This window comes from Kitasatospora sp. NPDC058965 (assembly GCF_042741245.1).
Classification (GTDB): Bacteria; Actinomycetota; Actinomycetes; order Streptomycetales; family Streptomycetaceae; genus Kitasatospora.
In genome coordinates this window covers 1-11,673 of sequence record NZ_JBHYKG010000275.1, presented here as the reverse complement: position 1 = coordinate 11,673, position 11,673 = coordinate 1, and the positions used below count along the sequence as shown (strand labels likewise).

General features: G+C 74.6%; 13 protein-coding genes. 3 read left to right on the top strand and 10 right to left on the bottom strand.

Annotated features, from left to right (window positions below; translation table 11 throughout):
* Nucleotides 1-620, top strand: a 620-nt coding sequence (locus ACFW1A_RS31820) for a polysaccharide deacetylase family protein (protein WP_380414984.1), incomplete at its 5' end; no start/stop codon positions are given.
* A gap of 78 nt (nt 621-698) precedes the next feature.
* Here the strand turns inward: ACFW1A_RS31820 and ACFW1A_RS31815 are convergent.
* The 4 genes from ACFW1A_RS31815 to ACFW1A_RS31800 all read right to left on the bottom strand — a co-directional run bounded on the left by ACFW1A_RS31815 (nt 699) and on the right by ACFW1A_RS31800 (nt 4,048).
* Nucleotides 699-1,292 (bottom strand): hypothetical protein, encoded by a 594-nt coding sequence (locus ACFW1A_RS31815; protein ID WP_380414982.1) that lies wholly within the window; start codon nt 1,290-1,292, stop codon nt 699-701.
* A gap of 32 nt (nt 1,293-1,324) precedes the next feature.
* Nucleotides 1,325-2,371, bottom strand: a complete 1,047-nt coding sequence (locus tag ACFW1A_RS31810; RefSeq protein ID WP_380414980.1) for a LacI family DNA-binding transcriptional regulator — start codon at nt 2,369-2,371, stop codon at nt 1,325-1,327.
* A 123-nt stretch (nt 2,372-2,494) separates the two neighbouring features.
* Nucleotides 2,495-3,100: an SGNH/GDSL hydrolase family protein gene (locus ACFW1A_RS31805; RefSeq protein ID WP_380414978.1), complete on the bottom strand. Its 606-nt coding sequence runs from the start codon at nt 3,098-3,100 to the stop codon at nt 2,495-2,497.
* Between the two features lie 75 nt (nt 3,101-3,175).
* A complete protein-coding gene (locus ACFW1A_RS31800) occupies nt 3,176-4,048 on the bottom strand; it encodes an NAD-dependent epimerase/dehydratase family protein (RefSeq protein WP_380414976.1) in 873 nt (290 codons plus the stop codon).
* 144 nt (nt 4,049-4,192) lie between these two features.
* On the opposite strand from ACFW1A_RS31800, the gene ACFW1A_RS31795 reads away from it, so the two are divergent.
* A complete protein-coding gene (locus tag ACFW1A_RS31795; protein ID WP_380414974.1) occupies nt 4,193-5,116 on the top strand; it encodes an ADP-ribosylglycohydrolase family protein in 924 nt (307 codons plus the stop codon).
* Between the two features lie 64 nt (nt 5,117-5,180).
* On the top strand, nt 5,181-6,320 hold the full coding sequence (locus ACFW1A_RS31790; protein WP_380414972.1) for a CaiB/BaiF CoA transferase family protein: 1,140 nt from the start codon (nt 5,181-5,183) through the stop codon (nt 6,318-6,320).
* Here ACFW1A_RS31790 and ACFW1A_RS31785 read toward each other — a convergent pair.
* The 6 genes from ACFW1A_RS31785 to ACFW1A_RS31760 all read right to left on the bottom strand — a co-directional run bounded on the left by ACFW1A_RS31785 (nt 6,295) and on the right by ACFW1A_RS31760 (nt 11,553).
* Nucleotides 6,295-7,056 carry a hypothetical protein gene (locus ACFW1A_RS31785; protein WP_380414970.1) on the bottom strand — a complete coding sequence of 254 codons (762 nt, stop codon included), beginning with the start codon at nt 7,054-7,056 and terminating at the stop codon, nt 6,295-6,297. The two genes, ACFW1A_RS31790 and ACFW1A_RS31785, sit on opposite strands and share 26 nt — an antisense overlap.
* 118 nt (nt 7,057-7,174) lie before the next feature.
* Entirely contained in the window at nt 7,175-7,531 is a 357-nt protein-coding gene (locus ACFW1A_RS31780; RefSeq protein WP_380414968.1) for a PRC-barrel domain-containing protein, read from the bottom strand.
* Nucleotides 7,528-8,688, bottom strand: a complete 1,161-nt coding sequence (locus ACFW1A_RS31775) for a PP2C family protein-serine/threonine phosphatase (RefSeq protein WP_380414966.1) — start codon at nt 8,686-8,688, stop codon at nt 7,528-7,530. The genes ACFW1A_RS31780 and ACFW1A_RS31775 overlap by 4 nt, the downstream gene beginning before the upstream one ends.
* Before the next feature lie 82 nt (nt 8,689-8,770).
* Nucleotides 8,771-10,507 (bottom strand): TIGR03767 family metallophosphoesterase, encoded by a 1,737-nt coding sequence (locus tag ACFW1A_RS31770; protein ID WP_380414964.1) that lies wholly within the window; start codon nt 10,505-10,507, stop codon nt 8,771-8,773.
* A 206-nt stretch (nt 10,508-10,713) separates the two neighbouring features.
* Nucleotides 10,714-11,124, bottom strand: a complete 411-nt coding sequence (locus ACFW1A_RS31765) for a hypothetical protein (RefSeq protein ID WP_380414962.1) — start codon at nt 11,122-11,124, stop codon at nt 10,714-10,716.
* 33 nt (nt 11,125-11,157) lie between these two features.
* Nucleotides 11,158-11,553: an SHOCT domain-containing protein gene (locus tag ACFW1A_RS31760; protein ID WP_380414960.1), complete on the bottom strand. Its 396-nt coding sequence runs from the start codon at nt 11,551-11,553 to the stop codon at nt 11,158-11,160.
* Nucleotides 11,554-11,673: the final 120 nt, after the last annotated feature.

Genomic DNA, 11,673 nt, shown 5'->3' with positions numbered 1-11,673 from the left:
CCGCTCCCCACGGCGGCCGCCACCGGCCCACCGCCGCCCTCACCTTCGACGACGGTCCGCACCCGGTCTCGACGCCGCGGCTGCTCGACCTGCTCGTCGCGGCGGGCCACCGGGCCACCTTCTTCGTCTGCGGGGAGCAGGCGGAGCGGTACCCGGACCTGCTCCGCGCACTGCACCGGGCGGGGATGTGGATCGGCAACCACAGCTCCTCGCACGCCCACCTGACCGCACTCGACGGAACGGCCCTGGCCGAGGAGATCGGGCGCACCCAGCGGGTCGTCCGCCGGATCACCGGCACGGCCCCGGTGCTGTTCCGCCCGCCGTACGGCGAGACCGGCCCCGCGGTCCGCGCGGCCGCCGCGGCCGCGGGGCTCACCGAGGTGCTCTGGACCACGGACACCCGTGACTGGGCGGGCGCCGACGCGGACGCCGTCCGCGCGGCCGCGTCCGGGGTGCCGGCCGGCGCGGTGGTGCTGCTGCACGACGGGCCCCCGGCCACGGTCGACGCGCTGCCGGGGATCCTGCGGGACTGGGCCGCCCGGGGCCTGCGCCCGGGGCCGGTGCCCCACCGGGGCGCCGACGGGCCCGGCGGCCGGCAGCACCCCGGCAGCCGGCCGTAGGTCGGCGGTGAGCGGTGAGCGGTGAGCGGTGAGCGGTGAGCCGTGAGCAGTCAGCCGTGAGCAGTCAGCCGTGAGCGGTCAGCAGAAGGTCAGCGGGCAGCCGCGCCGCAGCGAGTGCTCGGCGGCCCGCAGGAACAGGGCGACGTAGAAGGCCGCGTCCAGGTCCTCGGTCCACGGACCGGGCCGCAGCCGCGCCAGCTCGCGGGCCGAGCCCTCGGCGAGCCAGAGCGTCAGGTCCAGGTTGTCGGAGGTGGCCGGCACCTCCGCGGGCAGCTCGATCGCCGTCGCCAACCGCTGCGCCAGCGCGAGCACTTGGGGAGCACCGGCAATCACGGTGCGGTCCTCGTAGGAGGACGGGACCGGCAGCTCGACGGTGTCCGGCAGCGACAGCGGCACCAGCACCGACCAGCCGCCGAACATCTCGAACTCCGCGGGCGTCAGGTGCCGGCGGCACAGCGCCGTGAACCCGTCCATCGCGGGGATCAGCTTCTCCTCGAAGCTCTGCCCGGCGCCGCGGACGAACTCCTCCGGCTCCTCGGGCACCGACGCGTAGGGCGCCGCCCCGCGGCGGACCAGCTCGGCGTCGAGGGCCGCGGCGACCTCGCCCATGCCGTCCTCGGCCGCCGGCCCGAACCACTCCGAGGCGCCGACGCTGACCAGGTATATCCCCATGATCCACACAGTACCGGGCGGCACCGACAGGCTCAGGAGGCGGCCCGCCCGCTGCTCGCCCGCAGCACCAGTTCGGGCGCGACGACGGCCAGCCGGTGCTCCACCGCCTGCGCCCGGCGGCCCGCACCGACCGGGCGGAGCCGCTCCAGCAGCAGCTCGAACCCGCGCCTGCCGAGCTCGCCGAAGTCCTGCCGCACCGTGGTCAGCGGCGGCGTCAGGTACCCGGCCTCGGGGATGTCGTCGAACCCGACCACACTGACGTCCTCCGGCACCCGCCGCCCCTGCTCGTGCAGCGCCCGCAGCAGCCCCAGTGCCATCTGGTCGTTGGCGCAGAACACCGCGGTGACCTCCGGGTCGGCCGCCAGCCGCAGCCCGGCCTCGTACCCCGACCGGGCCGACCAGTCGCCCGGCAGGCTCGCCGGCACCGCGCGGCCCTGCTCGGTGAGCACCGCGCGCCAGCCGGTCTCCCGGGCCACCGCCTCCAGCCAGTCGCCCGGCCCGGCCACGTGGTGCACGGTGCGGTGCCCGAGGTCCAACAGGTAGCGCACCGCCGCCTCGGCCCCGGCCCGGTTGTCCACGCCCGCCCCCGGCAGCTGCCCCGGGTCGGCCGGGCCCACCGTCACCATCGGTACCGTGCCGACCCGCTGACCCAGCGCCGCCACCGTGGACGCCTGCGAGGCGATCACCGCGATCCCCTCCACGGCCTGGTCCCGCAGCCGGTCCACCGCCTCCAGCACCGACCGGACGTCCTGGTGCCGCAGGCTCGCGATGCTGATGAAGTACCCCGCCCGGCGGGCCGCCTGCTCGATCCCGTACAGCATGTGCGAGGGCCCGTGGAGCGTGCTGTCGAAGCTGATCACGCCGAGTGTCTGCGACCGCCGGGTCACCAGCGCCCGCGCCGCCGTGTTCGGCCGGTAGTCCAGCTCCCGGATCGCCGCCAGCACCCGCTCCCGGGTCTCCGGCCGGACGTTCGGGCTGTCGTTGAGCACCCGCGACACCGTCTGGTGCGACACCCCGGCCAACGCGGCCACGTCCGCCATCACGGGCAGGCCACCGGTGGCAGGCTTCGCAGCTGGCATGACGTCTCCCGTACACCCGACCCCGGGCCGTTCCACCCGACCCACCGATCGTACGTGCGCCGGCGCCCCGCGCACACGGCCCGCGGCCACCTCCCGCCGCGCACGGCCCCGGGCCCGGACCGCCTACAGCTCCGTCAGCTCCCCCAGCCCCAGGACCCGCAGCGTGTGGTTGGCCATCGCGAGGTGGCCGACCGCGTTGGGGTGGGCCGGGTCGTCGAGCCAGGAGATCGGGTCCTCGTCGCCGAAGCGGGCCCGCCAGAAGGCCTCGTGGTCCACCAGCAGGGCGCCGGTGTCCGCGGCCACCCTGCGGACGGTCTCGCAGTACGCCGGCAGCTCGGCGCGCGCCTCGCGGCCCGCCCGACTGACCACCAGCGGGGTGTGCAGCACCAGTTGGGCATCGGCGCTGCGGGCCAGCAGCTCCCGCAGCGCGCCCTCGAACCCGGCCAGGCCCGCCAGGCCGGCCCGCGCGTCGTTGGTGCCCAGCGAGATCGAGAGGACGTCCGGCGCGAACCGGCCGATCAGGTGGTCGTAGCTGCCCAGCACGTCGGCCGCGCGCCAACCGGAGACGCCGGTGTTGAGCACCAGGTCGGTCAACCGGTCCAGTTGCCAGCGGACCCGCTCGTGCACGTGCTCCACCCAGCCCCGGGCACCGTGCGTGTGCAGCACCGCCTGGGTGATGCTGTCACCCGTCATCACCCAGGTCATCGGCTCGGCCGACAGCTCGATCATGCGAGGTCCCCCCGTCGTCGCGCGTGGCCCGCCCGGACCGCACCGCCAAGATCATAACGATCGCCCGGGCACTCGTCACCGAGCGGCGAACCCGCTCCGCCAGCTCGGCCGCCCGGGCCGCCAACCGCGCCGCGCGGCGAGCGCGTTCGAGGCGCCCCGGGCCCAGCCGGGCCGCCCCGCGGCGGCCGCCGGGACCGGTGCCGGCACCCCGAGCGCCGCCGCCAGCACCGGCAGCCAGTCGCGCGCCGCGGCGGGCTCGTCGTCCACGATGTTCACCGGTCCGCCCGGCCAGTCCAGCGCGGCCAGCACGGCACTCGCCGCGTCCGCGGTGTGCACGAAGGAGCTCACCGCGTCGTCCGCCTCGGTGCTGCCCAGGAACGGCACCGCGCGCTCGCCCGCCAGCGCGGCGGCCACCGCACCGCCCGGGGCGTACCAGGTGCCCGGGCCGTAGAGCAGCCCGTACCGCAGCACCACCGCGTCCGGCAGCTCGGCCGCCGTCCGCTCCAGCGCCCGGACGGCGGCCACCGTGCGGGCCCGCGCCTCGTCCGGGGTGTCGTCCAGTGGCACCTCCTCGCCCGCCGGCCCGTCGCCCGGGGCGTACGCCCAGCAGATCGACTGCGCGACGATCCGCCGGACCCCGGCCGCGGCGGCCGCGTCCACCAGGTGGCGGGTGCCCTCGCGGCGCAACCGGCCGTTGGCGGCGCCGTCCGCCCCGGACAGGTCGGTGAGCTGATGGACCACCACCTCCGGCTCGGCGGCCGCCACCACGGCGCGCAGGCCCGCCGGGTCCAGCGCGTCGGCCCGCACGCCGGTGGCCCCCAGCGCGGTGAGCCGGGCCGCGCCCTCGGCGGTGCGCGAGCTCCCGGTCACCTGGTGCCCGGCCGCCATCAGCAGCGGCACCAACGGCCGTCCGACCACTCCGGTCGCCCCCGCCACGAAGATCCGCATGTCCGCTCCCGCCGTCCGCAACCTCAAGATCACGTCCAGCCTAGCCACCGACCGACCCGCACCGGTGGGTCAATCCGCCCCCGTTCCCACGGGTCAATCGCAAACCCTGTGCACCCCGCCCGCCGCCCTGGCAGCATGCTGGCCATGACTGCGTCCCCACTCCCGTCCGCCCTCGACTCCCTGACCGGCCTGGCCCTCGGCGACGCGTTCGGCGAACGCTGGTTCCCGCTCTTCCGCACCCCCGCGCAGGCCGTCGAGCAGATCCGCGCGCGCCGCCTGCCGCCGGAGTCTCCGTGGTACTGGACCGACGACACGGCGATGGCGCTGGCCCTGTACCGGGTGCTGACCGCGTACGACGCGGTGCACCAGGACGACCTGGCCGCCTGCTTCGGGGCCACCTTCCTCGCCGATCCCGGCCGCGGCTACGGCGCGGGGATGAAGGAGCTGCTGCCCGGGCTGGCCGCGCAGCCGGGGTCCTGGCGCACCGCCACCCGCGCCCTGTTCCGCGGCGAGGGGAGTCTGGGCAACGGCGCGGCGATGCGGGTGGCGCCGCTCGGCGCCTGGTTCGCCGACGACCTGGACGAGGTGGTCGACCAGGCCGCCTTCTCCGCGCAGGTCACCCACGCCCACCCCGAGGGCGTGGCCGGGGCGGTCGCGGTGGCGGTGGCCGCCGCGCTGGCCGCCCGCAGCCGGGGCGGGGCGGCGCCGGCGGGTGCCGAACTGCTGGCCGGGGTGGCCGGGCTGACCCCGGCCGGACCGGTCCGGGACGGGGTGCGCGCGGCCGCGGAGCTGCCCGCCGCGACCGAGCCGTGGCGGGCCGCCGACCTGCTGGGCAACGGGCGCGGACTGCGGGCGAGCACCACCGTCCCGTTCGCGCTCTGGTCCGCCGCCCACCACCTGGACGACCTGGCGGGCGCCCTGTGGTGCACCGCCGAGGGCTTGGGCGACGTGGACACCACCTGCGCCATCACCGGCGGCACGGTCGCCGCCCGCACCGGCACGGCCGGACTGACGCAGGGTTGGCTGACCCGGTGCGAGCCGCTCCCGGACTGGGTCACCGCGGGGTAGCGCCCGGGCGGCCGCCCGGGCCCCACCGGTCATACTGGCTGCTCCCCGCCGAAAGGACTGCCCCGTGTCCCTCCCCCTCGCCGGCGTCACCGTGGTGTCCCTGGAACAGGCCGTGGCCGCCCCGTTCGCGACCCGCCAGCTCGCCGACCTCGGCGCCCGGGTGATCAAGGTGGAGCGGCCGGGCGGCGACTTCGCGCGGGAGTACGACCGGGCCGTGAACGGCCAGTCCGCCTACTTCGTCTGGTGCAACCGCGGCAAGGAGAGCGTGGTCCTGGACCTGAAGGAGCCCGGCGACCGCGCGCTGCTCGACCGCATCCTGGCGGGCGCCGACGTCTTCGTGCAGAACCTCGCCCCTGGGGCCGCCGAGCGCCTGGGCCTGGGCGCGCAGGACCTGCGCGCCCGCCACCCCCGCCTGATCGTCTGCGGCATCTCCGGCTACGGCGACAGCGGCCCGTACCGCGACAAGAAGGCCTTCGACCTGCTGGTGCAGTGCGAGACCGGCCTGGTCTCGCTCACCGGCAGCCCCGACGCCCCGGCCCGGGCGGGGGTCTCGATCGCGGACGTGGCGGCCGCCATGTACGCCTACACCGGCATCCTCACCGCCCTGTACGAACGCGAACGCACCGGCCTGGGCAGCGCCTTCGACGTGGCGATGCTGGACGCGCTGGGCGAGTGGCTGGGCCAGCCGCTCTACCACGACCGGTACGCGCCCGCCCCGCTCACCCGCAGCGGCGCCCGGCACCCGTCGATCGCGCCGTACGGCCACTACCGGGCCGGCGACGGCGCCGAGGTCTTCCTCTGCGTGCAGAGCGACCGCGACTGGGTGGCACTGTGCGCCAAGGTGCTGGACCGGCCGGAGCTGACCCGGGACCCCCGGTTCGCCGACAACCCGCTGCGCCACCGCAACGACGCCGAGCTGACCGCGCTGCTGGAGCGCCGCTTCGCCGACCTCACCGGGGACGAGCTGCTCGCCCTGCTGGACGCCGCCGGCATCGCCAACGCCCGGCTGCGCAGCGTCGCCGAGTTCGCCGACCACCCCCAGCTGGCCGCCCGCGACCGCTGGCGCTCCTTCGACTCCCCCGCCGGCCCGCTGACCGGCCTGCTCCCCCCGGTCACCGTGCACGGCCGCGAGGCCGCGATGGGCGCCGTCCCGGCCCTCGGCGAGCACACCGACGCCGTCAGGGCCGAGTTCGGGGCGGGCTGAGCGCGGCCCGGGGCTCCTCCTCGGCCGGCCCCCGATTCCCCGTCAGGTAGGCCAGTCGCGCCGCCAGCAGCAGGGCCACCGCCGGGACCGCCATGTTGAGCAGCTGCCGGATCCCCGCCGGGTCGTCGAGCCGGTCCAGCGGCATCCCCGCCTGGTGGAACAGGTCCAGCGAGTCGTGGGTCGCGAACAGGTAGCACAGGCCGCCGAAGCCCAGCCCGAACAGCGCCAGCCCCGGGCTGCGTTCGGCCACCGCGAGGACCAGCAGCATCGGCACCATCACCACCAGCGGCGAGGCACCGTTGAAGAGCAGCAGGCAGGCCGCCGCCGCCCAGGCCGACGGCGAGTGCACCCCGGACCACTGCGCCCGGGTCAGCAGCACCGTGGTGGCGGCCGTGCCCACCGCCACCAGCAGCGGCAGCAGCACCCGCAGCACCGCGCCGGAGCGTGCGTACCACCAGGCCAGCACCACCACCCCGGCGACCAGCCCGAGCAGCCAGTAGTAGGGCAGCCAGGACGGGTGGGCCAGCGCCTGCGGGCTGAGCACCCCCTGCGGCGAGGAGACGGCCACCGCGCACATCGGCATCCCGTCCAGCTGGGAGACGTCGCCCGGGTAGCAGCGGTAGCCGGTGGTCAGGTAGAAGGGCAGCGAGAGGCAGAGCAGCACGCCGCAGAGCAGCAGCGCGACCCAGTAACGCCGGGCGGACGGCACGATGCCGCCCCGATCGTGGCCGGACATGGTGAACCCCCGTGAGTCGCCCGGCTCGACGCGCCGGGCTCGCGGGGCCAGTATCGCCGCCCACGGTCGGGCGAAACAGGTCCGGGACCCGGAATTCCCGTCCGGGCCCGGCACCCCGTCACGGTCGGGCCAGCCGCCGCTCGCCGCTCGCGCCGGGGCGGTGCTCCAAGCCGTAGTGCTGGAAGATCGCGGGCTCGTCCTCGGCCGGCAGCACGTCGTCGGTGCCGATCGAGGGCGCGTCCTTCACCTGGGCCTTGGGGTACTTGACCCTGACGTAGCCGGGCCCCACCACGGCGTCGTCCAGCGGCACGAAGACCAGCCGCTTGTTGGTCAGCAGCCCGATCTCCACCGTCGCCACGGCCGGCTCGTCGGTGGCGGTGTCCACGTAGATCGCCTCCAGCGAGCCGATCTTCTTGCCGTTGGCGTCCAGCACGTCGTGGTTGCGCCATTCGCGGATGTCGCTGATCGTGATCATCGGTTCTTCCTCTCCGTCCGGTGGCGCACCGTTGCGCCGATCTCCCGGAACGCCGGCGGCTGCCACTCCACCAGCAGCGCGGTGGCGTCGTCGGCCGCCGTGCCGCCCTGCGCGGTGCGGCCGGCCCGCAGCGCGTCGGCCAGCGCCCGACCGGGGCCGGCGCCGTCCGCCACCGCGTGCACCACCAGCTCGGCCAGCCGCTCCGCGCCGAGCCCGGCGGCGGCCCCGTCCGTGTGCACCAGCACCAGGTCGCCGGGGTCCAGCGAGGCGGTGTGGGTCGTGCGGGCCTGCGGTGCGGGGCCCAGCGGCGGCTCCTCGGGCCGCTCCAGCGCACCGGGCACCAGCTGCTGGCGGCGGATCAGCAGCGGGGCCGGATGGCCGCAGTTGACCCAGTGCAGCAGCCCGGAGGCCAGCTCCAGCCGCAGGAACACGCCGGTCGCCGCCCGCTCCGGGAACCACCGGGACAGCGCCCGGTCGGTGCCGGCCACCAGGGCGGGCAGCTCGGCGCCCTGCCGGCGGGCGGTGCGGCCCGCGGCCAGCGCGACGGCGGCGCCCAGAGCCGCCGTCAGGTCGTCGCCGCTGGCGTCCAGCACGGCGGCGTGCAGCGCGCCGGCGGCCAGCGAGTGGTCGAAGGCGTCGCCGCCCAGCTCCTGGGCGGGTTCCAGGACGGCGGTGGAGAGCACCTCGGAGCTGTACACGGTGCTCGGCGGCAGCAGCGCCCGCAGCAGTTCGGCGGGCAGCGCCCGGGCGTCGCGCTGCGCGGTGATCACCATCGCCAGCAGTGCGGCCAACAGGGTGCACCGGCGCAGCCCGGCCCGGTCCAGGGCGGCGGTGCGCACCCCGAGCACGCCGAGTCGCGCCTCGCCGTCCAGCAGCGGGAACCAGGCCTCGCCCTCGGCCGCGCGCACCGCCCGCTCGCGGTAGGCCTCACCGGCCGCGGTCCCCTCGATCGGCAGCGGCGGACCGCCGGTGAGCGGCCGCAGCAGCCCGGCGTCCGGGTCGGCCAGGTACACCGTGCCGGCCCCGATGCCGAGGCCCTGGGTGTACTGCGGCGCCATCAGCACCACCCCGGCCGGATCCGTCCCGCCCCCGGCGCCCAGGAAGTCGTCCAGCAGCTGGGCGCCGAGGTTGGGCGGCAGCGTCGTCTCGTCGGTCATGCGTTCAGCCCAGCGCACCCGGGCCGCGGCCGCACCTCGAACGCGGCTACGGGGGTACGGCGCGGGCCCGACCGACGGTGACTCAGCGCGAGGGCTTGACCAGCAGCAGCTCCGTGTTGTGGTCCACCGCGCTGCCCAGCTTGGCGTTCGGGGTGGCGTACGGGTCGTTGAAGGACAGCTCGCGGTAGAACGAGGCCAGCGCCGCGTCCGAGGTGTCGGAGTAGTCGGCGGTGTACGGCGCGGCGGACTCCACCAGGGTGGTGAAGAGCGAGACGGTGCCGTCGCCGTTGTCGGTCAGCTCGATCACCCGGGCGTGCTGCGGGAAGTCGATGTGCGAGGCGGTGTTGATCTCCCAGAACGCGCGCTCGGGGACGGCGTGGCCGTGCGCGGTGATCCGGTTCTCGTGGCTGTGGCCGTTCACCCAGGCCACCACGTTCGGGTAGCGCTGCAGCAGGGCGACCAGTTCGTTGCCGTCGTGCCGCTTCTCGAAGAAGTGCCGCGGGTCCTGCAGCAGGTTGCCCATGGTGGTGCTGGTGTGGTGGCTGAAGATCACCACCAGGTCGCCGCCGGCCCCGCCGCGGACCACGTTGCCGTTCGTGTCGTACCAGTGGCCGCTGTGCGAACGCAGCTGCTGCTCCAGCCAGTTGAGCTGGCCGGTGCCGATCGACCCGTCCGCGAACCCGGCGGCGTTGGTGGTGTCCAGGCTGATCCCGAGCACGCCGTCGGCGATCCGGAAGGTGTAGTACAGGTTGCCGCTGGCGGCCGCGTCCGAGGTGAAGCCGTGGCCGTAGGGGCCGGCGCCGGTGTAGGCCGGGTTCAGGTGCGCCTGGGCGAACTCCTTGGTGGTGAACGGGTGGCGCCGCCCGTCGGCGGTGATCTCGCGGACCAGGCCGCCACCGGCCAGCAGCCGGCCGAGCTCCAGCACCGCACCCGCCGGGTCGCTCTGCAGCAGGCCGGCCAGCTTGGCCGCCTCGGCGTCGTCGATCCCCTCGATCTTCTTGTCACCGGTGTAGACCGAGTTGAGCAGGCCCAGGTCCGGCAGCGTGCCCTCGATCGAGTCGTCGTGGTTGCCGACCGTGGTGTACCACGGCGTCTTCAGGCCGGGCGCGCTGAAGGTGGCGCCGGCCGCGCCCAGGTAGTCGGGGATCTGCGGGAAGCCGGCCTGCTTGTAGCTGTCCCGGAACGAGCTCTCCGGGTTCCAGTAGCCGGAATTGCCGGAGCTCTGCACGCCCTCGTAGCGGCTCGGGTCACCGCTGTTGGGGGTCACCGAGCCGCCGCTCATCACGGTCAGGTACCAGTCGAGCTCGATCCGCTCGTGGTTGTCCGTGTTGTCGCCGGTGGCCATCACCATGCTGAACGGCAGGCCGGTGTACGGGCCGGCGGCCAGCGCGTTGACCCGCTCGACCAGCGAGGAGGCACCGCGCACGGTGAGCGCCTCCTGCGGGCGGTGCGCCGCGTCGTTCCAGCGGGCCAGGTACTCGAACCGCATCGGCGACTCGCTGTCGCACAGGTGCAGGTCGGTGAACTGGACGAAGCTGGCCAGGCCGGTGCGGCGGTCGTCGCGCCCGGCACCGGGGGCGGCCAGCTCGCCGCGGACCACCAGCGGCCAGCCCGGGCCGGCCAGCAGGCGGCGGTAGCCGGTGCCGGCGGCCGGGGTGGCCACCTGCTCCAGCGTGGTGCCGGCGGTGCTCACCGCGCGGCTCGCGGTCAGCGAGAGTGCCTGGGCCTGCTGGGCCGTCCAGAGCGAGGTGCCACCGACCAGCGAGAGGGCCGCACCGGCCGTCGCCCCACCCAGCAACCTGCGCCGACTGACAGACATATGAGGGTTCCCCATCCTGACGCCGCGCCAGGGACCCCTGCGGCCCTGACCGCGGACCGCACCCGCCGACTCCCCGCCGGCGCCGGGCCGAGGGAGCACGTTACCGGCTGGTAGTCGACCGGCAAAGACCTGTGGGGAAACACTGTCCGAACACGCCGAGGAGGGACGTCCTCGACGTCCCTCCTCGGCCCGTTCGGGTCAGCCGGTCAGACCAGTTCCTCCGGGTCCTTGTGGAAGACGCACAGCGCCCAGATCACGAACACGTCCAGCGCGATCACGACGATGTTCCAGATCGGGTAGTACGGCAGCCAGAGGAAGGCGGCGATGACGCTCAGCCCGGCCAGCGCGATCGCCACGAACCGGGCCCAGGCCGCCCCCTTCAGCACGAAGAAGCCGGACACCGCGACCAGCGCGCCGAGCACGATGTGGATCCAGCCCCAGGAGGTGAGGTTGAACCGGAAGACGTAGTTGGGCGTGGTGACGATCAGATCGTCCTTGGCCACCGCGACGATCCCCTGGAAGAGGTCGAGCAGGCCGGTGACCATCATCATCACACCGGCGAACAGCACCAGGCCGGTCACCCAGCCGCTGTTGCCGGTACGGGACGGAGTGGACATGGGTACTCCCTGGTTGTCGGGACCTGGCCGGGATCAGGCGAGGATCTTCTCCTTGGCCTTCTGGAACTCCTCCTCGGACAGCGCCCCCGACGCCTTCAGGTCGGCCAGCTTCTTCAGTTCGTCGGCGTGACTGGCACCCGACCCGGGTCCCGCGGTCTCCCGGACGTACTGCTGGAACCGCTCCTCCGCCTGCTTGGCCTGGGCCTGGTCGCGCTCGGCCATCGAGCGGCCGCGGAAGATCACGTACAGCAGCACGCCGAGCAGCGGCAGCAGGATCACCAGCACCAGCCACCCGGCCTTGGCCCAGCCGCCGATCGTGTGATCCCGGAACAGATCGCTGATGACCTTGAAGAGCAGGAAGAACCACAGGATCCAGAGGAAGAACTCCAGCATGGTCCAGAAGAGGTTCAACAGCGGATAGTCGCTCACTGTCAGCTCCTACCGGGTCGGCCGGGTCGGCCTTCGGACATCCCGAAAGCCGAGCACCCGGAATTCCGACATAACATCACAATAGCCGCATATCTGCATCACGAGCGTCAGGCTCTGACA